The following is a 21,865-nucleotide window of genomic DNA, read 5'->3' as shown; positions in this document are numbered from 1 at the left end:
CGGAGACCCTCGCCATCCCACCAACGACCGTTCCGTGTCCTTCGCTCCCACCGAAGGGGACACGACCACCACGGCGATGCGGCGGACCGGCGCGGAAGGCGTGGACGCAGGCGTGGGACTGACCGCCCTCCTGGTCGCCGCCGCACGGGCGATCGAGACCCACCGCCACGACAGCCTGGCCAGGGACGTCTACGCGGAGCACTTCGTCCGCGCCGCCCCCGCCTGCGCGGACTGGCCGGTGAGCATCCAACAGGTCCCGGAAGGGGACGACAACCCGCTGTGGGGGAGGTTCGCCCGCTACTTCGGTCTGCGGACGAGCGTCCTGGACGACTTCCTGCACCAGTCGGTCGGTACGGGCGTCCGCCAAGTGGTCCTGCTGGGGGCGGGATTGGATACCCGCGCCTTCCGGCTGGACCTGCCGTCCGATTGCGTCGTCTTCGAGATCGACAGGGCGGGCGTGCTGGCCTTCAAGGAACAGGTGCTGACGGACCTGTCGGCCGCCCCGAAGGCAAAGCGGATCCTGGTACCGGTCGACCTGCGCGCCGACTGGGTCACCGCCCTGACCTCTGGCGGCTTCGACCCGGCCGCTCCCAGCGTCTGGCTGGCCGAAGGGCTGCTCTTCTACCTACCGGGCCCCGCCGAGACGTACCTCATCGACACGGTGGACCGGCTCACCACCAGGGGCAGCGCCCTGGTCTTCGAGGCCAAGCTGGAGAAGGATCTGCTCGCGTACCGCGACAGCCCGATCTACACGGCGACGCGAGAGCAGATCGGCATCGATCTGCTCGACCTCTTCGACAGGGGGCCGCGCCCCGACTCCGCGGGTGACCTGGCGGCCAAGGGCTGGTCCACCTCGGTGCACACGCCCTTCGACTTCACCCGTCAGAGGGGACGTGGTCCACTCCCGGAGCCGAACGACGCGCTGGAGGGAAACCGGTGGGTCTTCGCGCACAAGCCCCGATTCTGACCTCCACCTACGAAGACGTGTGCACGGGGCCGGCACCGCCTCGACGTCACGGGGCCGGCGCCCGCGCGCAGGGGCGATCCGGCGCCGGACCGGCGGCGTCCCGGGACGGCCTGCGCCGCTACGGAACGCGGCTGTCCGGGCCGTGTCAGACGGCCCGGACAGCCACCAGTTGGTCGGCCGGAATCCCACTCAGGTCCGGCGCGTAGTAGTCCTCGATGCCCCTGGTCCACGTGGTCACGGTGATGCGGTCTTCGGCATCCGGGCCGAAGGCGTCGAAAAGCGCATGGATGTTCGCCTCCGCGAAGCCGATCGCCCGCATCAGCGATGCGAAGAGCGGGCGCTCGATCAGGCCGTCGCCGTCGGGATCGCCGAGCACGGCGAGCGCCTCGGCGAACTCGGTGATCGTGGGACCGAAGCGCTCGGGGTCGAGCACGAACGGACGGAACTCGTCGACCGAGATCACACCATCGCCGTCGACGTCCAGCTCCGTGGCCAGTGTGGTCCAGTACCGGCGGAACGCGGCCCGGATGGCCTCCCTGGCACCGTCGTCCGATGCGACCGCCACCTCCAGCACACGTTCCGTCATGAGGTCGAAGTCGTCGGAGTCGAGGACCCCGTTGCCGTTGGCGTCGAAGAGGGAAAAGACCAGCTCGGCCCTCTGGGCGGCCTCGGTTCGCATGTCCATCACTTCTCTCCTGCGGTCCTTCGATCCAGGACTTGGCTCAATGAGTGCTCCTGGGTAACCGCTCAGGGGGAGAAACGTGACGACGAGGAGGCTTCCGCCACCGGAAGGAGTGAGTGCGCGACAACCAGTGCGTACGGTCGGGCGTGTGCGGCGTGCAGGGCCATGGCCGGCTTTCCCGAGCGTCGCCGGCCCGGTGTGTGCGCTGCGACCGGATGGCCCGGGTTGCCTCAACGGAGCTTGGTGGACACGAACGTCGACCATGCCAACCGCCAGGTGCGGTTGAGTTTCCTGGGCTGATGGAAGTCACTCGTAGGAGTCGTGCCGCCGATTCTCCGTAGCCACCGTGAACTGTCTCGCCGCTCTGATCCGCGGCCACTGAACAGTCGTTGGGTGTTTGCACCGGCCTTAATTGAGGCAGCTGGCCAGGACCGGCGGGGCCACGATCCGTGAGAAGTCGTCTCCGATCCGCATGGCGTGGTGCCATCGCTCCCTTGCTGAGCGGCTTGCTGTGCCTCGGGGCCGTGGACGTGACGGTGATTCGGGTGAGGCGGTGGGCGTGTGCGGGCGGGGTTCTCTGCGGGGCAGCCGACCTTGATCGGCTCCTTGCCGGCGCGCAAGGGTGGTGCCGGGGCGAGGGCGACGGGACTATGGGGGAGCGAGCGGGATCCCCGGGACTATGGGGGAGGCGAGCGGAATGTCCGGGGCCACGATCCGTGCGACGCGGCCGACGGGCAGGGGATACGGGGCGGCGGTCACGGGCCGCCCGGCCGGGCGGGGGCACGGGCGAACTTGAGGCGGGGGCCATGCGTAGCTACACCAGTGTGTTGGTCGGCAAGCTGATTTTCGCGGCGGTCTGCCTCTTTCCGGGCCCGCTGGGACTCTTGTTGGGGTTCTCCCTCTGGCGTGAGGGGGAGGACTGGGCGTGGATTCCGTTCGTCGCCGGCCTGGTCTGCTCAGCCTTCGTCCCCGTCATGGCCCTCAAGCTCGCGCGGAGTGAATTCCCCCGGATCACGCGCCGCGACCGCGCGAAGGACGAGAGCTTCTCCTACGAGGACGACACCTTCGTGATGTGGGCCCCCCGGTCCCCGAAGGGCCACGCCCGCGAACGGCTGGTGCGGGCGGACGTCCTGGAGGCGTCACTCGCGCGGTACGACCCTGACCGTGAGGGGACCTTCACGAGCTATCCGGGGAACTACACCCCCGAGGAGTTCACGCCGTTGGTCAGGCTGAAGCTGCGGGTGTACTCCGACGAAGAGGCGGAGGGCGGTGAAGGGGCCGACACGGCCGCCGCGTTCGAGGTCACGGGCCAATGGCGGGTGCCCTCGGTCTGCCTATCGGCGGTCACCGCGGGCCGCCTGGCCGTCCTCGTCGATCCCGCCGCTCAGCAGGGACCCCGACGCGTCACCCCCCTGTGGCCGAGCAGTGTCCTGCTGGCAGGCACGAGAACCTGCAGGGTGATCGACCTCGAAGGCCGGACGGCCGATGTGACCCGTCGCCCCGGTCGCCTGCTGCGCCAGATGCGGATCTCCCGGGCGGCCGGAGGCATCGAGCTGGCCGGCGACACGATCGACCTCCGGCGTCTGGAAGCGCACACGGCGGCGCGATACGCCGCCGTGGCTGAAGGGGACCGCGCCCGCCCCGAGGAGCGGGCACCGGTGACCGAGCCGGGCGAGGAATCCCGGTGGCTCGTGGACGACCTCGAGGGCGGAGCGGCGGCCTTCGGTTCCGTCAGCCGACGCTGGTCGCGTCGGGGAGGCGTCCTGGTTCGGGCCCGGTTCCTGAACATGCGATCCACGTACACCTTCCAGGTCTACGGCCCGGTGCTCGACACGGTGCTGCGCATCCAGCCGCCGGACGGCACGCCCGCGTTCGACGCCGCCCGGCGGCTGACCGTACCGATGGACTATCTCGCCGTCCTGCACCGCACGCGTGAGGTCGTCCTCCACGCCGACCCGAAGGGAGGGTCGTACGTCATCGACTGGGCCCGTACCAATCTGCTCGCCGGTACCGCCGCGGCCAAGGTCGTCGCCCCCGAAGGCCGGGAGTTCACCTTGGCGGGACGCCCTGACGTGATCTGGCCGCTGATGAACCTCCTGGCGTCCCACGGCCTCTCGAACCCGAGCCCTGTCCTGGATCTCCGCCACCGCCGGATGAGCGCGGTGGCGGGAACGGTGATGGACATGGTGCTCGCCAGAGGGATCGAAGGGGAAACGGCCCCGCGTCAGCCGCAGCCCGAGAATCGGTGACCGGCTGGTGGCTCAGTGCTTCGACGTCCGGTGGCGACCCGAACGCCTCCTGGCCGTCCTCGCTCTCATCGCCGAAGGGGAGATGCTCTTCGCCCCAGCCGTCACCCGCCGGCTCGTCGAGACCTTCGCCCGCCAGCCGGAGGTGAAGCGGGAGCAGCCCGCATCCCCCGGCGGACTCACCGACCGCGAGACCGACGTCCTGGTCCTGGCCGGCATGGCTTCGGCCGGCCCGGCGCCAAGGGCGCTCGCGCGTGACGCCGACCAGGACGCTCCTCCGTAAGAGCCGCCACCGCGTCATCAGGTGTCCGCGTCCCCCCACCGGACCGGTCGAGACCGCATCCTTGCGGCGCCTTGTCCATCCGGTGAGCACTTCACCCCGAAACGACCGGCTATGCAGCGGCGGCTTCGTTCCGTTCGGAGTGTGCGAGGAGGCACCGAACTCAAAGCCGGGCGAGGACACCCCGGAGCGCGTGGCGCCGGCCGGGGCCTCGGCACTCCGCGCGGTGTGCGGCCGTGCTGACGGGCTGTGGCACCGACGGTGCGTTCGTCGCCCCGTCCGGCAGGCCGGTTGACGGACATCGTCAACCGGCCTGCCGGGGGCCGGCCGGTCAAGTGGGGCTGAGGGGCGATGGCGAAGGCCGGCATCGGCGGCCCGCCGGCCGGGCGGGCGGGCGCTCCCACGCGAGGCCGTGAGCCGTGCTGGGGGCGGATCACTTCTCCGCGGAGGCCAGACGGGAACGACGTATGCCGTACACGGCGTAGAACACGAGGCCGACAGCCATCCAGGCGCCGAACACGATCCAGGTGTCCACGTCGAGTGTGTACATGCTGTAGGCGCAGAAGGCGAAGCCCAGAACGGGGAAGAGCGGGCCGAAGGGCACCTTGAACGTGCGGTCCATCTCGGGCCGGTTGCGGCGCAGGACGACCACGGCGATGTTGACCAGGGCGAACGCGAAGAGCGTACCGATGCTGGTCGCGCTGACGAGCTTGCCGAGCGGAACGGCCGCCGCGAGGACACCGCAGAAGAGCGAGACGATCACCGTGTTGACACGAGGCGTTCCGGACGTGGGGTGCACCTTGCCGAAGACCTTGGGTACGAGGCCGTCGCGGGACATCGCGAAGAGGATGCGGGTCTGGCCGTAGAGCACCGTCAGGACCACGCTCGCGATGGAGATGACCGCACCGCCCGCGAGCAGGGTGCCCCAGAAGCCCTGCCCGGTGACATCGTTCATGATCGCGGTCAGGGTCGCCTCGGAGCCCGCGAACTTCCTCCAGTCCCACGCGCCGACCGCCACGGCGGCGACGAGCACGTACAGCACGGTGACGATGACCAGGGAGAGCATGATCGCTCGCGGAAGGTCGCGCTTGGGGTTCTCGGCCTCCTCGCCGGCGGTGGAGGCGGCGTCGAATCCGATGTAGGAGAAGAAGAGGATGGCGCCCGCGGCGCCCACGCTTCCGATACCGAGCGGCATGAAGTCGCTGTAGTTGCCCGACTTGAAGCCCATGAAGCCGATTGCGCAGAAGAGGACGAGCGAGGCGATCTTCACGAGGACCATGATCGTGTTGGCGCGAGCGGACTCCTTGGCCCCGCCCAGCAGGAACATCATGGCGAGCACGACGACGATCAGAGCGGGGAGATTGAATATGCCGCCGTCGCCGGGGGGTGCGCTGAGCGCCGTGGGAAGGGTGACGCCGAGGGTTCCGTCGAGCAGTTGGTTGAGGTAGTCACCCCAGCCGACCGCGACGGCCGCGACGGACACGCCGTACTCCAGGAGCAGACACCAGCCGCAGACCCATGCGACGAGTTCACCCATCGTTGCGTAAGCATACGAGTAGGAGGAGCCGGCCACCGGGATGGTGCCGGCGAGTTCGGCGTACGAGAGGGCCGAGAAGAGCGCCGTGAGTCCGGCGAACACGAAGGCGAGCGTGACGGCGGGGCCGGCCTTGGGAACCGATTCGCCGAGGACCACGAAGATGCCGGTGCCGAGCGTGGCACCGATGCTGATCATCGTCAGCTGCCACATGGAGAGCGAGCGGCGGAGGCTGCCGCCCTCGCCCTGTCCACCCTCGGCGACCAGGCGTTCCACCGGCTTGCGCCGGGTGAGGGCGGAGAGCACGGATGACTTCGGCGTGGGGGCCGTCGTATCGGGCGCGACTGTGCCTTGGTCCAGCACTGGGGGACTCCTTCATCGCTGCGGGTCAGTGGACGGGACCTGCGGCGGTGACACGGGCGTCACGAAGGAGGCCCGAGGGGGATGGGGAACCGCTGAGCAGACGGTCGCCGCCACTCCTGGTACGAGGCATGAGCCTAAGCCCCGGAGTTCGCGCTCGTAATGCAGCGTTGTTGCGCATCGACGGATGATCATTGCGCGTTTACGGTCCAGGCGGGGAAACATTGTCCCGCACCGAACGAATCGACACATCGGGGCGAGCGGGGTGTACGGGCTCCGAACGCGGGCAGGCGCTTCTTACGTCGGCTGACGCACTCGGTGGGTCATCCGGCGCCGTCACGGTCGGAGGCGTCCATGAGCCGACCGCCCTTGGGTACTTGACGTGCGGCCCGGTCCGGGATCGGAACCCTGGATCCCGGCCGCCCGGCGTTGCCGGAGCCCGAGGCCGGTGTCCGCGCCCCGGTGCGGCTTCGTGGTGGCGGACACCGGGTTCGCCGAGCAGTCGCGGCTTCCGCGGCAGCTGATCACGGAGCCGTTGTTCAGGGCGGGGTGGTGGTTCACAGCTGGCAGCCGTCGACGGACTGCGTCGTGTCGCCGCCGGTGCCCGGCTTCACGAAGGGGGGCGCCGGCGATCCCGTGTTGTGACGGCGCGCGACATACAGGTGGTGGCCCCCGGCAGGCGGGCGGCCCACAGGTCGAAGGAGGAACACCATGTCCGGATGGGTTACGCGCATCAAGGAGTTCTCCCGCACCCCGCAGGGACGCCGAGCGATCGCGAGCGCCCGCCGCGCCGCCGCGGACCCGCGCAAGCGCGCCCAGGCCCGCGACCTCATCGGTCGGTTGCGCGGGCGCCGGTGACGGGGGCGAGCGGGAGGGCAGGCTGATGGCCAAGGGAGGACTGACACGCTGGGAACGGACCCTGGAGCGCTGGGAAAGCGCTCTGGTCTCCAGGACCCACCACGATGAACCCGTCGAACTCCTCGACGCGCTGCGGCGAGAGTGCGATTCCCGGGCCGTCGTGTTCAGCGAGAGCAGAGTGGTCGTGCCCAACGCCTACGAGGTGGAACTGGACGCCCGCGTGCACGAGGAGTTGGTGCGGCAGACCGGCGGCGACGTGGGAGAGGCGCTGACCGACGACCTGGCACGGCACGGCGAGCGCATGGGATACGAGTGGGTGGGGCCGCTCACCCTGCGCGTCAGTCCCACCGATCGCCCGTCCGGTGATCCCTACCGGGTGAACAGCACCCCCATGCCGCATGTGCGTGCGGACGCCTTTCCGGCGGAAGGCTGATCCTCGCGGGGGGTCCGGCCGGTACCCGGTGGACGGCTCGAGGCCCTCGTCGGCGCCGCGGGGCCGCAGGTCCCCGCGCAGCGCCGTGCAGACACCGCGAGCGGCCGCCTGTGGCCGGGAGAGCGTGCCACCGGGCCCGCCGGTACCCGGCTTCGGTTCCGGGAGTCACGGTCGGCTCCCGGACGCGGCCGGACTCGCCCCCAGGACGGTTCCCCCGAGGGCGACCGCTTCGGTCGCCCAATCCTGCGCCCGAGGTTAAGGCGCGGAGCTCTGCGCTGTGGCCAGCGCCTGGATGTGATCCGGGACGACGCAGGCCTGACGGGCGAGCAGGTCCGCGAACGTGGTGGTCAGCGGGTCCGGCCGGGTGCGCGTGTAGGCGGTGAGGGGGCGGCGGACCGGCGGGTCCGGCAGGCGCAGCAGGCCGTCGAAGTCCAGGGGGACGATGTTGGCCGGGACGAGGGCCGGTCCCAGTCCGGCGGCGGCCAGCAGCGGTGCGGTCGAGGTCTGCTCGGCGTGGACGGCGGTCGTGGGGTTGAAGCCCGCCTGGCGGCAGGCCTGGTCGAGCAGGTCGGCAAGGCCGTTGCCGGGCGCGTAGCGCACCCAGGCGCGATCGGCCAGCACGGACAGTGCCAGCGGACCCGGTGGTTCGCTCGCGAGCGGGTCGTCGCTGGGCAGCACGATGACGAACTCCTCGATGCCCAGTTCGCGGATCGGTCCCTCCCAGCCGGCCGGGGTCGGGCCGATGGCGAGATCGGCCTGTCCTGCGGCCATCGCGGCCTGCAACTGGTCGGCGTGCGCGAATTCGCGCAGCCTGATCCGCACGCCCGGGTGCCGCCGGCGCCAGGCCCGCAGGACGGGCGGCAGGATGCCCAGGCTGACCGAGTAGACGGTGGCGACCTCCAGTTCGCCTCCCTCGAGGCCGGCCGCGCGCCGCGCCGCGGTGTGCAGGCGCTCGCTCTCGGCGAGGGCGGCTCGGGCATGCGGCAGCACCGCCCGGCCCATCGGGGTCGGTCTGATGGCGCGCGGCAGGCGTTCCAGCAGCGAACCGCCCAGCGAACTCTCCAGCGCCCGGATCTGATGGGACAGGGCCGGCTGTGTGACGTGCAGGAGCTCGGCCGCCTGCGTGAACGAGCCGGTGTCGACCACGGTGACCAAGTAGGTGAGCTGCCTCAGCGTTGCCATGAAGAGATTTTATCGCAGGGACAAAAAACAAGCCTTGGACTTATCGCACCAGGTCGGGAGAGGGTCGGAACAAGCCCACCACCTCTCCTCAAGGAGTTCGGCATGACAACCTCTGCGGATCTCACCGGACAGCGCCTGGTCGTCGTCGGCGCCGGTTCCGGCACCGGTCGCCTGCTGGCCCGGGTCGCCTCGGCGGCCGGTGCGGACCTGGTCCTCGCCGGGCCCGACCCGCGCAAGCTCGAATGGACCGCCGGCGAGCTGACAGGGCCGGCCGAGGTGGTCCCGGTCGACCTGGCCGAGGAGGCCTCGATCGCCGCCCTCGCCAAGCGGGCCGGCCGGTTCGACCACCTGGTCTCGACCGCCGCGATGCCCGCCAACGGCCCGCTGGCCGAACTCGAACTCGCGGACATACAGCGCGCCTTCGCCGCCAAGGTGATCGGCCCGATGCTGCTTGCCAAACACCTGGCCGGCCAGGTGCGCGAGGGCGGCTCGTTCACCTACTTCTCCGGCGTGGCCGCCTGGCGCCCCGCCCCCGCGCGGACCGTGATGGCCACCACCAACGGGGCGCTGGCCTTCCTGGTCCAGGCCCTCGCGGTGGAGATCGCCCCGGTGCGCGTCAACGCCGTCTCCCCGGGCATCGTGGACACCGGCTCCTGGGACGGACTCGGCGCCGACAAGGACGCCTTCCTGCGCAGCGTCGCCGAGCGCAACCCCGCCCGTCGGGTGGGAGCCACGGACGACCTGATCAAGGCCGTCCTCTACGTCATCGACAACCCCTACGTCACCGGCACTGTGCTGCACGTCGACGGCGGCGGCCGGCTCGCCTGACGGTACGCCGGCTGACGGGCCCCTCCCTTGCACGGCAAGGACCCCCTCGTCACCGGCGGTTCCGCAGGACCGGCAACGGCCCCGGCACGGCTGCTCGACGCCGAGGCGCCCCTGCCGTCGGCACGGGCCCGCGACCCCGGCCGGCATCGCCGGATCGGGTCCGCACTCACGGGCCTGCCCGCCGGCCCCGACCTCCCGGTGCCGCCGAGCGCGTGCCGGCCGAGGCGCCCGTCCGGCGCGGGCGGCCCGACGGCGGGTCGGCACCGTCCGCCCAGCCCAGGCCCCGACCGGAAGTCTCGACGTCACCGACGAGCAGCGACGCGGGGCTCGGACCTGTCACCGGCCCGGAGCGGGCCGTCAACCGTCGTGGCCCTCCGGCAGCTCTGACGTACCACCCTCACCTTCACTTCCCAGGAGTAGTCCCATGCGTTCCCGCAACCTCATCCGCGCTGTCGCCGTCGCCGCCTCGGTCGCCGGCCTGGCCGGCGGCACCGTCGCACTCGCCTCCGCTCACGACGGCATCCGCCCCCCGCACGCCTGGCCGCAGCGCCTGATCGACCGCTCGCCCGACCTGGTCCAGCCCGAGTCGCTGACCGTCGACCGCTCGATCGGCCGGCGCCGGGCCGCGCAGGAGGTGCACCTGGCCCAGCAGCTCTACACCTTCTGGAACACCGGGCAGCAGAAGTACCTGGATGCCGCCATCAGCCCTGAGTTCAAGGACAACACGCTGCCCGCCGGCCGCCCCCAGGGCCCCGCAGGCCCGGTCCTCGCCTCGAAGAACTTCCGCACCGCCGTGCCGGACCTGACCTGCGAGCTGTCCGATGTGCTGGTCACTGGCGACAAGATCACCGCCCGGATGGTCTTCCACGGCCACTTCACCGGCACCTTCGACGGCGTCCAGGGCAAGGGCCAGAACGTCGACTTCAACGCCCTCGACATCCAGCACGTCGGCACCGACAAGATCATCGAGGACTGGCACATCGAGGACAATCAGACCCTGATGAGCCAGCTCGGCGTCAGCGACTGACGCCAGCCGTTCTGGAAGCCGCTCGTGGCGGCTGCCTTCGCCATCGAAACCACCGAGTGCGCGGTGGCCGGCCTGCTCCCACGCCGGCCACCGCGCCTTCGGTGCCGGTGCCGACGGCCGGGCTGCTGGTCACCGGCTACGCAGCCGGAGTCGCCATGGGCGGCCCTGCTCGCCCCGGTACTCCGGAGCCGATCTCTCTTCGGTGCAGTCGTTCACGTGGAGCGCTCCTGCGGCATTCGGCCTCGGGCACGGCTGCGCCAATCGGCGGCATCGACCGGTAGCCGGGCACAGGCGAGCCCTAGGGGTCGGTTCCTGCCATGACAGGTTGGTGCGGCCGACGGTGCAGCGCGACGCGAGGAGCCGTTGCTGATCCCTGGTCAGCGGCGGCCGGTGGCCAGAATGACGAGGAACTGGCCGCCGCCCGGCTCGATGTCCGCGGTCACCGGCAGCCCCGGAACCAGTCGAGAGAAACGGTCCACCAGCCAGTCCGCCGCCTCTTGGGCGTCCTGCCTCGTCGGACAACGGCCCACCATCTCGCGGCCCCCCTTGCGCTCCAGCCTCGCGGCAACGGTGATCAGCGGCGCGGGTTCGACCACATAGAGGCGGTCGGGCCAGGCGATGGTCACCTTGACCGCGCCCTTGCGCGTGTTGCATCCGCGGTGCGCGAGCCGCTCGGCGACCTTGGCCTTCCGGTCGGCAGTCCGAGTGTCGACGCTGGGTCCCCTCGGGTCGTTCACCGACTTGTCGGGGTCGACCGCTTCGTCGCAGACCCAGCATCGCCAGCCGTCGCGCTCGGCCACGTCATCAAGGAGGCTCATCCGAGCAAACTAGCCTGCCCGGCCGCCGACCCGCTCACCAGGGCCCCGGCAACGTATGCACGTCGGCCCCCGATGCCGCAACGGCCGATAACCGATGCCGGCGAAGCTCCTCCGGAGCGCCCGTGGTGAGGCGGGGCGTTCACCGGCGCAGTCCCGCAGCAGCGTTTCGCAGGGTGTGCGCGCGTACGGTCCGGCGGGCCGGACCCCACCGCGGACGCCGGAACCGAGGACCATGCGGCCAAAGCCGCCGCTGCCGCCGGGAAGGCCGCCCGGGAAGGCCGCCCGGGAAGGCGGCCTCCCGCAGAACCACGCCCCGCACCGCCGAGAAGACCCCGCCGCCGGCACACGCACCCACTGACCACCCTCCCGGGGTGAGTCCCCGGGGCGGTGCGCCGCTCGCCGCAGGGCACGGACCCCGGGCACGCACCCCGGGCGCGGTCGTCCCGCGTGCGCGGGGGCCTCGCAGCCATGATCCTGGCAGCACCGCATCCGTGGTGTATCCGGCGGAAACCAGCCGGCTGAGGTCACCGACAGAAGGGCACCTGGGCATGACGAAAAAGGGCAGGAAACTCTCCAAGGGCGACGACGTGGTGTGGAAGAGCCATGGGCAGGAGGTCGAGGGGACCGTCACGCGCAAGATCGACCGGCGTACCGAGGCCGCCGGTCGGACGGTGGACGCCTCGAAGGACGAGCCCCAGTACGAGGTGAAGAGCGACAAGACGAGGAGGACGGCCGTCCACAAGCCCGAATCACTGCGCAAGAAGAGTGGCGGCTCGTGAGCCGCGCGGCGACGAGGACAGGCAGGACGTCATCGACGCCTCGGTGAACATGACCGCCGGTGAGCTGGACACGTGGCTGGCGACGGACGAGTCGCGCGAGGCGGGTCAGAAGAGCGGCGACGCCGAGTCGACCGGGCACGCTTCCGGCCGCCGGATCGTGGAGCTGCTGCACACGAAGAAGGCGGACCTCAGCGAGAGCGACCTCGCGCACATGCGCAAGGTCAGCGCCTACGTGCGACGGCACACCGCTCAGCGTCCCGACGGGGACATCACGGAAACCCGCTGGCGTTACTCGCTCATGAACTGGGGCCACGACCCCACCGCGTAGTCCTGGGTGCCTTCCCGCCTGGGACGGAGCCCGGCGGCAGTCCCGGCTGACCGCTTTCACCCGCCGTCCGCGCAGAGGGAGCGAGATGCGCCCGGCGGCCGCGCGCCACGCGGAGGCCGGTGGCCTTTCGAACGGTCCGCACCTTCGCCCGCCGCAGCGGCACCGCACCCTGCTCAACGCGACCGGTCAGAGGCGGGCCAGACGTACGGAAGGCCCTCGGGATCGTCCGGGAACAGAGGACCGTAGACGGCCGGGTCCTTGGTGCGCAGTGCCGACCGGTGACTGCGGTGGAATGCGGGATCTCCCAGCCAGGGCGGCAGTTCACCGTCCGCCATGAGCTGCTCCTGCGTGCGGACTTCCGGGTGAGCGTGATGGGCCGCGAAGCCGGTCATCAGGGAGGCGGCGCACGTGTCGCCGTGCCCGGCTGCCGTCCACACCCGGCAGATCTCGAGCCCGTAGCGCACCCACGCCTCTTCGTAGCCGGTCCACATGCGCACGGCGGGGTGATGCCGCCAGCCGTAGCCGGGGACCGTCAGGCCACGCTGCACCTGGAGGGCCTCGACGCGCTGCTTGCCCAGGCGTCGTTGGTCGAGGACGGCCGCTGACGCGATGAAGTCGGGATAGGGGAGAAACGTCTGCATGACCGTCCCATGTCCGAGTGGCGGCGCATCGTTGCGACAACGGGGCTCCCCTTCCGGGGGCCCTGGCCCGGGCATCACCCGGTCACCCTGGGCCCACCCCTGGCAGCCGCCGCCTCCGACCTGCGCGCCGGGGAACGTACAGCTTGGTTCAGACGTACCGACAGTCGGGTTCAGCCGTATCCGAAAATTCGGGCCGCGAAGTACGCGGCGACGATGACGGAACCGAGCACGATCAGACTCACCCACACCCCTGGGTGTTCCCACATGCCTCCGTCCGCGCGTTCTTCGTGCGCTTCGCTGATCGATCCCTCAGCAGGCGGTGTCTCTCCCGGAGGGTTTGATGAAGAGGCCATATATCCATCTTCTCCCCCTCGCCTACTTTCTGCATTGTCTCGAGGACGCGTGCGTCCGGAGCTTCCCGCCGGGTGAGCGGGGTACGGACGATGCCGGCGCAGACCAGGTCGAGTGCCGACGTGGGCGCCTGCCCCCTGGCCCCTCCCGGGAGGGCGAACGGCCCGGCTCCTCAGCGCCATCACTCCTGGCTGTGGCCCGGCCCTGCACGCGTCGGGGCCGGAGGCTGAGGCGCCGGGTCACCGTCGGCGTCAGCGTCTGCGGGAGGGACGGGCCGTTCCGATCCCCGCGACGTGCAGGGCAAGAAGGGCCAGGCCCAGGAGCATGAGGTTCACGGAGGCGAAGACGTCGTTGGTGGTGATGTCCGCGGCGTTGATCAGGAAAGCGATGACGAACAGGACGGCTGCTGCTATGCCGAGCATGGAGTGCTCCTCTCGATGAAGGTGAGGTGCGTGTGCCCGGACATCGCGCGGACAGACCCCGATTCCGCTTCGACTTCGTCTTCGGCTGTGAGGTCGGCTTCGTTTCGGCTTCGGGAGAGGCGGCCGGGAGGCGGGCCGAGGAGAGGGGGTTCTCCTCGAAGGCGGGGGTAGACGGGTGACGAGGACCGATCGAGGGAGGTGCGATGGCGAAAGACATGTCGCTGCGAGCGATGGGATGGGCTCAGTCGTTTCCGGTGTCGCAAGGCGTGCGGGCCGGCCGGCAGTGGACGAGCGAGCATCTGGCGTCCTTGGGGTGGACCAAGGACGCCCCCGAAATAGTGGACGCGATACTGCTCAGTGTTTCCGAACTGGTCACCAACGCGCACGTGCACGCGCACAGTGACGCCCAGCTGGTGCTGACCTGGGACAGCCACTGCCTGCACGTGAGCGTCCACGACTCGGACCCGCTGCCGCCCAAGAAGCAGTCCGAAGACCTCACGACGACCGGGGGCCGCGGACTGGCCATCGTCGACGCGCTCGCCGACGACTGGACCACACATCCGCAGGCGTCCGGCAAGACCGTCACGGCGTGTTTCGTACCGCCGGGCGCTCCGAAGCCCCGGCATGGCAAGGATGTCAGCTGAGCAGAGGGCAGCAGCGACCCGCATCCGGAGCATGGCTGCCCGGTGCGCGCCGCACGAACGTCTCGGCCGCCCCCGATGCCGGTGGCCCGGTACTCCCGGGGCCACCGGCATCGCGGAGAGAGCGCGCCGCGCTCTCAGGTACCACCCGGGCGTGGAGCCCACACACCGCTCGGGGGCTGCCCTGACCCGCCCCTCCTCCGGGCGGCTGCTGTCCGCCTCGTCACAGTTCCCGCAGGGCGGGCAGTAGCTTCTCCTCCGCCCACCTCAGATACGGCTCCTGGTGGGCACCGCCGATCTGTACGAGGGCGACCTCGGTGAAACCGGCCTGAGCGTACGGCCGTACCGCCTCGACGACCGCTTCGACGTCCTCGCCGCACGGAATGGACCGGGCCACGTCCTCGGGCCGGACGAACTGCGTGGCACCGGCGAACCCGGCCGGGTTCGGGAGTTCCGAGTTGACCGGCCACCCACCGCTGAACCAGCGGAACTGGTCGTGGGCGCGGGCGATCGCCGCATCGCGGTCGGTGTCGTAGCAGATGGGCAGCTGGCCGACCTTCGGCTTGCCCCCGCCGCCGTGCCGCTCGAACGCGGTGATCAACTCCTGTTTGGGTTCGGTGGCGATCAGCAGGTCGGCCCGGCGGCCGGCGAGGTCGCAGGAGCGCTCGCCGGACACGGCGATGCCGAGGGGAGGGGGCGAATCGGGAAGGTCCCACAGCTTGGCGTTCGACACGTCGAAGTGAGCGCCGTGGTGCTCGACCGTCTCCCCGGAGAGGAGGGCGCCAATGATCTCCACGGCCTCTTCCAGCATCTGCAGACGGACGTGGGCGGAGGGCCAGCCGTCGCCCGTGACGTGTTCGTTGAGGTTCTCGCCCGAGCCGAGTCCCAGCCGGAAGCGGCCCTGGGAGAGCAGTTGCATCGTGGCCGCCTTCTGCGCGACCACGGCCGGGTGATAGCGCTTGGTCGGGCAGGTCACGTAGGTCATCAGCGGGATGCGTTCGGTGGCTTGCGCGGCGGCCCCGAGCACGCTCCAGGCGTAGGGGGCGTGGCCCTGGGAGCCCAGCCAGGGGAAGTAGTGGTCCGAGGTGACGGAGAAGTCGAAGCCGGCCCGCTCCGCGCCGACCACATGGCTGACGAGATCGCGTGGGCCGGCTTGCTCGGTCATCATCGTGTATCCGATTTGCAGCATGTCGCTCTTCTCCCTGGGGGTGTACGGCGTGCAAGGGGGAGGCCGGTGGCCGGGTGCGAGGGCGTGCGTGGCGCGGCCCCGGACCCTCGGTCACTCGGTCACTTGGTCCGGAGCCGCAGGTCGACCTCCTTCTCCTGGTCTCCCGAGGCCGTTCCCAGTTCCTCCACGGCGAACGTCTCGCTCAGGACCTCGCGGATCCGGTCCACCGCCACGTAAGAGCCCTGCAGCGTGGCAGCGACCGGTGCGCTCAAGGAGGAGGAGGCGGCCGCCTCCGTCCGGGCCTCCTGGCCGGTCGCCTCGAACTCGGCGGTCCACACCGCCGGGTGGTCGCCCAGTTCCTCCTGCGGAGTCGTGCCGGAGGATCCGTGCGCGGGGAACGCCTTCCGGAGGACGCCGAAGACCGCGGCGGCGTCATCCCTGGGAGTCTCCGTGAGGGTTACGGTGACCATGGCGGTCACTCTCCTTTCTGCTCCCCTGGAAGGGGGCGTGTTCTTCTCGGTGATCTGCCTGGTTCCGCCGGTCGGGACGACCAGCACGGGCACGGCTGTTCCGGGCGCGCCGACGGCGCCGGCCGGAGGGAGGGTGTCCGCCGGGCCACCGGCACCGCCGCGTACGCCCAGGCCGAGCACGGCCGGCGCGAACGCCGCCGTTTCGTCCCGGGGCGCCGGCACGGACGAGGTGCCCGGTGTCACCGAACGTGCCGGAGAGACCGAGAAGCCGGGCTCGTGGCTGCGTGCGTCCTCGATCCGCGCGGCCGTCAGGACGGCCGATGTCCCGAGCCGGAGCAGCGGGCACGGGGACTCCGCGTCGACGACGGGGCCGTCGGGGCTGTACACGGCTGCGCCTTTCGCTCACTGATCCGGCAGGGGTCGTTGTCTCGGCCGCTTCCCGACCGATCGTCGCTGTCGCCTCTTTCCGCTGACCGGTGCGGCACGCGGTGCCCGGTTACCGATCAGCCCTTCGCGTACCCACCGTCCGGCGCTCCTCACCTGCACCCACTGATCCCATGGGATGCGGGACAGTGAGGGAGTGCGAGTACACGGAGGCCGAACGGATGAGCAAAAAGCCCGCACGGGCGTCCCCGACGTGGCGGGGTCGGATGCGCGCTGCTCCGGCGTGGTCGCCCTCTTCGCCCTGGCACACGCCCGCTCCGCCCGGCGAGGCGGCGCCTGTGCGCGGGGCCTCGGGTCCGGGCACGCGTACCCGCCGCCGCGGATGATGCCTGCTGTGAGGGGCGGGGCGTCGCCCGGACAGCCCAGTCCCGTCGCCGCACGGGCCGCGGGACCGGTTAGCGTCGAAGGGACTCGTCGATGTCCATGGAGGCCCGATGCCCGAGCTCAGCCATGACGAGCTGGACCGGCGGGCCGCACAGGTCGCCGAGCAGGTGGTCGCCTGGCGGCAGCACCTGCACCAGAACCCGGAACTGCCCAACCGCGAGGCCCGCACCGCCCGGCTGATCGCCGACCACCTGCGTTCCCTCGGTCTGGACGACGTGCGCACCGGTATCGCCGGCCACGGAGTCGTGGGTGTGCTGCGGGGTGGCAGGCCCGGCGACCGCGTGGTCGCCCTGCGTGCCGACATCGACGCGCTGCCGGTCAAGGATCTCTGCGGTGCCCCGTTCGCCGCGCAGACGGTCGACGAGGACTATCCCGGTGGTCCCTTCCCGGTCTCCCACGCCTGCGGTCACGACGCCCACACGGCGATGCTGCTCGGCGCCGCGACCGTGCTGGCCGGGGTGCGGGAACATCTACAGGGCACCGTCCTGTTCGTGTTCCAGCCCGCCGAGGAGGGGCCGCCGGTGGATGAGGCGGGCGGAGCCGGGGAGATGCTGCGTCAGGGCGTCTTCGCCGGACCGGTCCCCACGATGGTCTTCGGCATGCATGTGGTCCCCCTGCCCAAGGGGTACGTCGGCTACCGGGAGGGCAACCAGTTCGGCGCTTCCAGCCTCGTCAGGATCACCGTCACCGGGCGTCAGGTCCACGGCTCCACCCCCTGGGAGGGCGCCGACCCGATGCCCGTCGCCGGTGCGATCCTCACGGGCATCGGACAGCTCTACCGGCAGGTCCCCGCAGCCGACCCGGTCACCGTGACCATCGGCCACCTCGAGGACGTCGGCCGCTTCAACATCATCGGCGAGACCGTCACCCTGTGGGGCACCATCCGCTGCTCCGTCGAGGCCGACATGAACGACCTGCAGGAGCGGCTGACCACCCTGGCCGGGCACAGCGCCGCCGCCTACGGCTGCACCGCCACCACCGAATACCTGCAGGGCGTGCCCGCCGTGCACAACCGCAAGGAATGGCTCGACGCCGCGCTGCCCACCTTCTGCCGCGCCGTCGGAAAGGAGCGCGTCGTCCAGACACCACCCACCCTGGGATACGACGACGTCTCCGAGTTCGTCAACACCCACGGCGGCCTGTACGTCCTCCTCGGCGTCCAGGACCTGGAATTCGCCCCGGACGGCCAACTGCGGCCCGCTTCCGGCGGCCGCGGGATGGCCTTCAACCACAACCCCCACTTCTACGCCGATGACGACACGTTGACCACCGGCGTGCGCCTCCACACCCACGTCGCACTCGACCACCTCACGGGCACACTCGTCCCCCGCGCGTGAGCCGCGCGTTCCTTGCGGGGTGCTTCACCGGGGAAACGGCTCGACGCCTCCAGGGCACGTGAGCGCCTCCGTTCACACCCCTGCGCGGTGCGCCCGGCACGGGCTCCGGTCACAGAAGTCTCTTGCCTGACAGCTCCCGCACCTAGGCCGTTGCGGAGATCGATCAGGGAGCAGGGCAGTGAGAACGGAGAGGCTGCGGCCGGCGCCGTCGCCTACGCCTGCTGATCAGGGTGCGAGCGTGTCCAGGGCGAGCGTGAGCGACGACACCAGCAACATGGTCCGCGTGGGGGCGAGCCCTGGGGACCCGATCACTGGATGCGTCCTGGTGGGGAGTTCACGGTGGTGATCGCGGCGGAGCCGGAGCAGCGGCCGTTCACCGGGGTCATGCGTGACCAGGGCCGCGGTGCGGGTGAACGCGGCACGTGCCGGGACGCGGGGCAGCCCCGCCGTGCGATCGCGCACCGGGTCGACCACAAGGGCGTCGGCGGCCCCCGCAGAGAGCGCCGGTCGGCGAGCGCACCTCGTTCCGGGGGGCCCGGCGGAGACCGTAGGCTCTGGGCATGGTGGATATGAAGCCGGACGGGGCCGTGCGAGGGCCGGGGCGCCCGCGCGAGGAGCGGGTCACCGGAGCGGTCCTCACCGCGGTCGTGGACCTGGTCACCGAGCAGGGGATCGGGGCGGTCACGATGGACGCCGTCGCGTCCCGCGCCGGGGTGAGCAAGCCGGCCATGTACCGGCGGTGGCCCACCAAGCAGGATCTGATCATCGCCGCTGCCGAGAGCCGTCTGGGCCCCCTGTCGGTGCCTGATCTGGGCGACTTCCGCGCCGAGCTCCGCTTCGTCCTCTCCGCCCGTCTGGAGACGTATCGGCTGCCGGGGTCGGGCCGGCTGATCGCGGGCCTGATCGGAGCGGCGGCCGAGGCGGGTGCGGCTGGGGGTCAGTACGCGGAGTACACCGAGCGGATCACGAGTGAGACCAGGCGCATCCTCGAACGGGGGATCGCCCGCGGCGACGTGGACCCGGACACCGATGTCCGAGCCGCAGCCACCTTGGTGGCGGCACCCCTGCTCTTCCGGCTGATCGGTGAGCGGGAGATGCCCGAGTCCCGTTTCGTGGACGCCCTGGTCGATCTCGTCGCCCGCGCCGTCGCCCCGGCCGCCTGACGCGTCCGGCAGGCTCTGCGCCGCCGCACATTTCATGCCGTCAGATCCCTTGCATCGCCACACCTCAATAACGATACTCCCCGTAACGATTTCTGCTCTCGTTGTGGAGGACCCTCATGGACAGCGCCGTCACCGCGCCCGCCCCTGCTCTCGACAAGCCGTTGATGCACTACGGCAAGCGCACCCTCGACCGGATGGCGCCGGGTGCGGCCCAGCCCGACTACCGGCTCCTGGACGTCCGCCCGCTCACCCCGCACATCGGCGCCGAGATCGACGGCGTCGACCTCTCGCGCCCGATCGGCGAGGACCTGGCGGAGGAGATCAGGCAGGCCCTGCTGGAGTGGAAGGTGCTCTTCTTCCGTGGCCAGGACGCCTTCGACCCGCAGTCCCAGCTCGCGTTCGCCGGTCTGTGGGGCGAGCCGGAGGAGAACCCCTTCTTCCCCAAGGGCGACACCGCCGGGGTCACCCGCCTGGCCAAGGACGCCATGGTCATGGGCACGGAGAACATCTGGCACAGCGACCACTCGTTCATGGCCGCGCCGGCACTCGGCTCCGTGCTGCGCGCCATCGAAGTCCCGTCCGCCGGCGGCGACACCATGTGGGCGGACATGGCGGCCGCCTACGACAACCTCACCGACGCCATGAAGGACCGGATCGAAGGGCTCACCGCCGTGCACGACTGGGTGGTGAGTCATGGAGCGCTGATGAACGAGAGCCAGCGCGCGGCGCACCGGGAGAACCTGCCGGCCGTCGAGCACCCGGTGGTCGTCCGCCACCCGCGCACCGGCCGCAAGGTGCTCTACGTCAACGAGCCCTTCACCACCCGGATCGTCGGCCTCTCCGATCCTGAGAGCCGCGAGCTGCTGGACGAGCTCGTCCTCCAGGCCCGCATCCCCGAGTACCAGGTCCGCTTTCGCTGGCAGCCGGGCTCGGTCGCGGTGTGGGACAACATCGCCACCCAGCACTACGCGATCAGCGACTACTTCCCGCAGCGCCGTGTCATGGAGCGCATAGCCATCGCCGGCGTCCCGCTCTCCTGACCCGGCTTCCGGCCCCTCCTCCCCTCCCCATCCAGTCACCGCGGAGCCCTTGTGACCGACACCGACACCGACGTCGCACCCGTTCTGCCCGTCGGCCCCCCGAGGACGCCGAGCAGAACGGGACGCCGCGCGTGGATCCTCACGGTGCTGCTCGTCGTCTTCATGATGATCAATTTCGCCGACAAGTCCGTGCTCGGTCTGGCCGCGGAGCAGATCCGGCAGGACCTCGGCCTGTCCGCATCGGCGTTCGGACTGGCCAGCAGTGCGTTCTTCCTGCTGTTCTCGGTCTCGGGTGCCGCCGTCGGGCTGCTGGCCGACCGCGTACGGCCGAAGTGGCTGCTGCTGATCATGGCCGTTCTGTGGTCCGTCTCCCAGGCGCCGCTGGCCGTCGGTGGAGGGCTGGCGGCGCTCATCGCCTCACGTGTGCTCCTCGGCGCCGCCGAGGGTCCCGCCTACCCGGTCGCCCAGCAGACGACCCTGTCCTGGTTCCCCAACCACCGGCGTAACCTGCCCGGGGCGCTGATCGTCCTGGGGATCACGCTGGGGGTCCTGGTCGCCGCTCCCGTGCTGACGTGGTTGATCGACCATCACGGCTGGCGCTCGGCCGTCGCCGCGGTGGCGCTGGCCGGCGTGGTGTGGACGCTGCTGTGGATTCCCTTCGGCGGAGAGGGGCCGTACGCGGCCGCGGCGGACATCGAACCCCCCGCCGAGGCGGCCTCCGAAGACGTGCGGGGGACGGGTGAGAGAACCGGGACCGCGGGCCGTGAACAGGCCACGATGCCGTACCGGCGGATCCTTGCGACCCGCACCTGGATCGGTGTCACGATCGGCTACTTCAGCACCTACTGGGTGATCGCCTTCGCCCTGGTGTGGCTCCCTTCCTACCTCCGTGACGGGCTGGGCTATTCCTCGGCGGCGTCCACACGGCTGCTGATGCTGTTCTGGGGCCTGAGCGGAATCCTGGTGCTCGGACAGGCGGGCTTGACCGGATGGATGCTGCGCCGCGGAATCGCGAGCCGGTGGGCCCGCGGCTGGGTCGGCGGCGTCCTCCTCCTCGTGTCCGGCGTTTCCTGTCTGGTCCTGCCCGTGGTCCCGGCGGGTGCCCTGGCCGTCGTGCTGCTGGCCGGCGCGTTCGGCCTGTCCGGAGCGATGGGCAGCATCGCCGCCACCACCATCATGGAGCTGGCTCCCGCCCATCGTCGCGGCGGCGCCCTGGGCATCATGAACGCTGTGGTGACCACTGCCGGCCTGATCGCCCCGACGCTGATCGGCAGCCTGGTGGACACCCACGGAGTGGGTGGCTACCAGTACGCCGTCCTGATCACCGGTGCCGTGCTTCTTGTGGGTGGAACTGCCGCCGTCACGCTGATCAACCCCGCCCGTGACGCCCGCCTGCTCTATGTGTGACGACAGGTACGGCCCTGCTCCCCGCGCAACGCACGGGGCGTACCCCGCTCTTCCCCCGCCCGACCTTCCGCAAGG

The 21,865-nt window shown here is 70.8% G+C and carries 24 protein-coding genes; 14 read left to right on the top strand and 10 right to left on the bottom strand.

Features of this window, described 5'->3' with window-relative positions; all coding sequences use genetic code 11:
- Window positions 1-76 precede the first annotated feature (76 nt).
- Entirely contained in the window at window positions 77-967 is an 891-nt protein-coding gene (locus tag E6R60_RS10400) for a class I SAM-dependent methyltransferase (protein WP_136326397.1), read from the top strand.
- A gap of 145 nt (window positions 968-1,112) precedes the next feature.
- Here E6R60_RS10400 and E6R60_RS10395 read toward each other — a convergent pair whose 3' ends face one another.
- Entirely contained in the window at window positions 1,113-1,646 is a 534-nt protein-coding gene (locus E6R60_RS10395; protein ID WP_136326396.1) for an EF-hand domain-containing protein, read from the bottom strand.
- Window positions 1,647-2,455: 809 nt separating this feature from the next.
- On the opposite strand from E6R60_RS10395, the gene E6R60_RS10390 reads away from it, so the two are divergent.
- Entirely contained in the window at window positions 2,456-3,898 is a 1,443-nt protein-coding gene (locus E6R60_RS10390; RefSeq protein WP_206309367.1) for a hypothetical protein, read from the top strand.
- A 7-nt stretch (window positions 3,899-3,905) separates the two neighbouring features.
- Window positions 3,906-4,178: a response regulator transcription factor gene (locus E6R60_RS10385; RefSeq protein ID WP_136326187.1), complete on the top strand. Its 273-nt coding sequence runs from the start codon at window positions 3,906-3,908 to the stop codon at window positions 4,176-4,178.
- Window positions 4,179-4,608: 430 nt separating this feature from the next.
- Here E6R60_RS10385 and E6R60_RS10380 read toward each other — a convergent pair whose 3' ends face one another.
- The gene (locus tag E6R60_RS10380) at window positions 4,609-6,072 is read right to left on the bottom strand and encodes an amino acid permease (RefSeq protein ID WP_136326186.1); all 1,464 of its coding nucleotides are present in this window, start codon (window positions 6,070-6,072) and stop codon (window positions 4,609-4,611) included.
- A gap of 708 nt (window positions 6,073-6,780) precedes the next feature.
- Between E6R60_RS10380 and E6R60_RS36645 the strand changes: the two genes are divergently transcribed.
- Window positions 6,781-6,927 carry a hypothetical protein gene (locus tag E6R60_RS36645; RefSeq protein WP_168713577.1) on the top strand — a complete coding sequence of 49 codons (147 nt, stop codon included), beginning with the start codon at window positions 6,781-6,783 and terminating at the stop codon, window positions 6,925-6,927.
- A 25-nt stretch (window positions 6,928-6,952) separates the two neighbouring features.
- Window positions 6,953-7,360 (top strand): FhaA domain-containing protein, encoded by a 408-nt coding sequence (locus E6R60_RS10375; protein ID WP_136326185.1) that lies wholly within the window; start codon window positions 6,953-6,955, stop codon window positions 7,358-7,360.
- Window positions 7,361-7,615: 255 nt separating this feature from the next.
- Here the strand turns inward: E6R60_RS10375 and E6R60_RS10370 are convergent, their stop codons facing one another.
- Window positions 7,616-8,542, bottom strand: a complete 927-nt coding sequence (locus E6R60_RS10370) for a LysR family transcriptional regulator (protein WP_136326184.1) — start codon at window positions 8,540-8,542, stop codon at window positions 7,616-7,618.
- A 102-nt stretch (window positions 8,543-8,644) separates the two neighbouring features.
- On the opposite strand from E6R60_RS10370, the gene E6R60_RS10365 reads away from it, so the two are divergent.
- Together E6R60_RS10365 and E6R60_RS10360 are read left to right on the top strand one after the other, a co-directional pair.
- Window positions 8,645-9,370, top strand: coding sequence for an SDR family oxidoreductase (locus E6R60_RS10365; RefSeq protein ID WP_136326183.1), 726 nt, complete (start codon window positions 8,645-8,647; stop codon window positions 9,368-9,370).
- Between the two features lie 424 nt (window positions 9,371-9,794).
- Window positions 9,795-10,397 (top strand): ester cyclase, encoded by a 603-nt coding sequence (locus E6R60_RS10360; protein WP_136326182.1) that lies wholly within the window; start codon window positions 9,795-9,797, stop codon window positions 10,395-10,397.
- Window positions 10,398-10,774: 377 nt separating this feature from the next.
- Here E6R60_RS10360 and E6R60_RS10355 read toward each other — a convergent pair whose 3' ends face one another.
- On the bottom strand, window positions 10,775-11,215 hold the full coding sequence (locus tag E6R60_RS10355) for a hypothetical protein (protein ID WP_136326181.1): 441 nt from the start codon (window positions 11,213-11,215) through the stop codon (window positions 10,775-10,777).
- Between the two features lie 548 nt (window positions 11,216-11,763).
- Between E6R60_RS10355 and E6R60_RS10350 the strand changes: the two genes are divergently transcribed.
- Together E6R60_RS10350 and E6R60_RS10345 are read left to right on the top strand one after the other, a co-directional pair.
- Complete coding sequence (locus E6R60_RS10350; RefSeq protein WP_136326180.1) at window positions 11,764-11,994, top strand: DUF2945 domain-containing protein; 231 nt, start codon at window positions 11,764-11,766, stop codon at window positions 11,992-11,994.
- Window positions 11,995-12,043: 49 nt separating this feature from the next.
- The gene (locus E6R60_RS10345) at window positions 12,044-12,322 is read left to right on the top strand and encodes a DUF3140 domain-containing protein (protein ID WP_136326395.1); all 279 of its coding nucleotides are present in this window, start codon (window positions 12,044-12,046) and stop codon (window positions 12,320-12,322) included.
- 173 nt (window positions 12,323-12,495) lie between these two features.
- Here the strand turns inward: E6R60_RS10345 and E6R60_RS10340 are convergent, their stop codons facing one another.
- The 3 genes from E6R60_RS10340 to E6R60_RS36640 all read right to left on the bottom strand — a co-directional run bounded on the left by E6R60_RS10340 (window position 12,496) and on the right by E6R60_RS36640 (window position 13,736).
- Entirely contained in the window at window positions 12,496-12,963 is a 468-nt protein-coding gene (locus E6R60_RS10340; RefSeq protein ID WP_136326179.1) for an MSMEG_6728 family protein, read from the bottom strand.
- A gap of 170 nt (window positions 12,964-13,133) precedes the next feature.
- Window positions 13,134-13,316, bottom strand: coding sequence for a DUF6480 family protein (locus E6R60_RS10335; RefSeq protein ID WP_136326178.1), 183 nt, complete (start codon window positions 13,314-13,316; stop codon window positions 13,134-13,136).
- Between the two features lie 249 nt (window positions 13,317-13,565).
- Window positions 13,566-13,736, bottom strand: a complete 171-nt coding sequence (locus tag E6R60_RS36640; RefSeq protein ID WP_168713576.1) for a hypothetical protein — start codon at window positions 13,734-13,736, stop codon at window positions 13,566-13,568.
- Between the two features lie 203 nt (window positions 13,737-13,939).
- On the opposite strand from E6R60_RS36640, the gene E6R60_RS10330 reads away from it, so the two are divergent.
- Window positions 13,940-14,380 carry an ATP-binding protein gene (locus E6R60_RS10330; protein WP_206309366.1) on the top strand — a complete coding sequence of 147 codons (441 nt, stop codon included), beginning with the start codon at window positions 13,940-13,942 and terminating at the stop codon, window positions 14,378-14,380.
- Window positions 14,381-14,600: 220 nt separating this feature from the next.
- Here E6R60_RS10330 and E6R60_RS10325 read toward each other — a convergent pair whose 3' ends face one another.
- Window positions 14,601-15,566, bottom strand: coding sequence for an LLM class F420-dependent oxidoreductase (locus tag E6R60_RS10325; RefSeq protein WP_136326177.1), 966 nt, complete (start codon window positions 15,564-15,566; stop codon window positions 14,601-14,603).
- Between the two features lie 98 nt (window positions 15,567-15,664).
- Window positions 15,665-16,402, bottom strand: a complete 738-nt coding sequence (locus E6R60_RS37320; protein ID WP_240802486.1) for a hypothetical protein — start codon at window positions 16,400-16,402, stop codon at window positions 15,665-15,667.
- 491 nt (window positions 16,403-16,893) lie between these two features.
- On the opposite strand from E6R60_RS37320, the gene E6R60_RS10310 reads away from it, so the two are divergent.
- Window positions 16,894-18,180 (top strand): amidohydrolase, encoded by a 1,287-nt coding sequence (locus E6R60_RS10310; protein ID WP_136326176.1) that lies wholly within the window; start codon window positions 16,894-16,896, stop codon window positions 18,178-18,180.
- 225 nt (window positions 18,181-18,405) lie between these two features.
- On the opposite strand, the gene E6R60_RS10305 is transcribed toward E6R60_RS10310, so the two are convergent.
- Window positions 18,406-18,642 (bottom strand): hypothetical protein, encoded by a 237-nt coding sequence (locus tag E6R60_RS10305; RefSeq protein ID WP_136326175.1) that lies wholly within the window; start codon window positions 18,640-18,642, stop codon window positions 18,406-18,408.
- A gap of 98 nt (window positions 18,643-18,740) precedes the next feature.
- Here E6R60_RS10305 and E6R60_RS10300 point away from each other — a divergent pair, with 98 nt between their 5' ends.
- The 3 genes from E6R60_RS10300 (at window position 18,741) to E6R60_RS10290 (ending at window position 21,790) form a co-directional block, all read left to right on the top strand.
- A complete protein-coding gene (locus tag E6R60_RS10300) occupies window positions 18,741-19,343 on the top strand; it encodes a TetR/AcrR family transcriptional regulator (protein WP_136326174.1) in 603 nt (200 codons plus the stop codon).
- Between the two features lie 116 nt (window positions 19,344-19,459).
- A complete protein-coding gene (locus E6R60_RS10295; RefSeq protein ID WP_136326173.1) occupies window positions 19,460-20,383 on the top strand; it encodes a TauD/TfdA family dioxygenase in 924 nt (307 codons plus the stop codon).
- 51 nt (window positions 20,384-20,434) lie between these two features.
- On the top strand, window positions 20,435-21,790 hold the full coding sequence (locus tag E6R60_RS10290) for an MFS transporter (protein WP_136326172.1): 1,356 nt from the start codon (window positions 20,435-20,437) through the stop codon (window positions 21,788-21,790).
- Window positions 21,791-21,865: the final 75 nt, after the last annotated feature.

This window comes from Streptomyces sp. A0642 (assembly GCF_004795105.1).
Taxonomy (GTDB): domain Bacteria; phylum Actinomycetota; class Actinomycetes; order Streptomycetales; family Streptomycetaceae; genus Streptomyces.
The sequence above is the reverse complement of the archived record's forward strand: the minus strand, read 5'-3'. Positions and strand labels throughout refer to the sequence as shown.

Excerpts from the sequence above, each read along its gene's own strand:
- E6R60_RS36645 (WP_168713577.1), top strand. The coding sequence starts at position 6,781 with ATGTCCGGATGGGTTACGCGCATCAAGGAGTTCTCCCGCACCCCGCAG.
- E6R60_RS10300 (WP_136326174.1), top strand. The coding sequence starts at position 18,741 with ATGGTGGATATGAAGCCGGACGGGGCCGTGCGAGGGCCGGGGCGCCCG.
- E6R60_RS10330 (WP_206309366.1), top strand. The coding sequence starts at position 13,940 with ATGGCGAAAGACATGTCGCTGCGAGCGATGGGATGGGCTCAGTCGTTT.
- E6R60_RS10345 (WP_136326395.1), top strand. The coding sequence starts at position 12,044 with ATGACCGCCGGTGAGCTGGACACGTGGCTGGCGACGGACGAGTCGCGC.
- E6R60_RS10395 (WP_136326396.1), bottom strand. The coding sequence starts at position 1,646 with ATGCGAACCGAGGCCGCCCAGAGGGCCGAGCTGGTCTTTTCCCTCTTC.
- E6R60_RS10350 (WP_136326180.1), top strand. The coding sequence starts at position 11,764 with ATGACGAAAAAGGGCAGGAAACTCTCCAAGGGCGACGACGTGGTGTGG.
- E6R60_RS10375 (WP_136326185.1), top strand. The coding sequence starts at position 6,953 with ATGGCCAAGGGAGGACTGACACGCTGGGAACGGACCCTGGAGCGCTGG.
- E6R60_RS10310 (WP_136326176.1), top strand. The coding sequence starts at position 16,894 with ATGCCCGAGCTCAGCCATGACGAGCTGGACCGGCGGGCCGCACAGGTC.
- E6R60_RS10360 (WP_136326182.1), top strand. The coding sequence starts at position 9,795 with ATGCGTTCCCGCAACCTCATCCGCGCTGTCGCCGTCGCCGCCTCGGTC.
- E6R60_RS10340 (WP_136326179.1), bottom strand. The coding sequence starts at position 12,963 with ATGCAGACGTTTCTCCCCTATCCCGACTTCATCGCGTCAGCGGCCGTC.
- E6R60_RS10295 (WP_136326173.1), top strand. The coding sequence starts at position 19,460 with ATGGACAGCGCCGTCACCGCGCCCGCCCCTGCTCTCGACAAGCCGTTG.
- E6R60_RS36640 (WP_168713576.1), bottom strand. The coding sequence starts at position 13,736 with ATGCTCGGCATAGCAGCAGCCGTCCTGTTCGTCATCGCTTTCCTGATC.
- E6R60_RS10325 (WP_136326177.1), bottom strand. The coding sequence starts at position 15,566 with ATGCTGCAAATCGGATACACGATGATGACCGAGCAAGCCGGCCCACGC.
- E6R60_RS10335 (WP_136326178.1), bottom strand. The coding sequence starts at position 13,316 with ATGGCCTCTTCATCAAACCCTCCGGGAGAGACACCGCCTGCTGAGGGA.
- E6R60_RS10400 (WP_136326397.1), top strand. The coding sequence starts at position 77 with ATGCGGCGGACCGGCGCGGAAGGCGTGGACGCAGGCGTGGGACTGACC.
- E6R60_RS10355 (WP_136326181.1), bottom strand. The coding sequence starts at position 11,215 with ATGAGCCTCCTTGATGACGTGGCCGAGCGCGACGGCTGGCGATGCTGG.
- E6R60_RS10365 (WP_136326183.1), top strand. The coding sequence starts at position 8,645 with ATGACAACCTCTGCGGATCTCACCGGACAGCGCCTGGTCGTCGTCGGC.
- E6R60_RS10390 (WP_206309367.1), top strand. The coding sequence starts at position 2,456 with ATGCGTAGCTACACCAGTGTGTTGGTCGGCAAGCTGATTTTCGCGGCG.
- E6R60_RS10370 (WP_136326184.1), bottom strand. The coding sequence starts at position 8,542 with ATGGCAACGCTGAGGCAGCTCACCTACTTGGTCACCGTGGTCGACACC.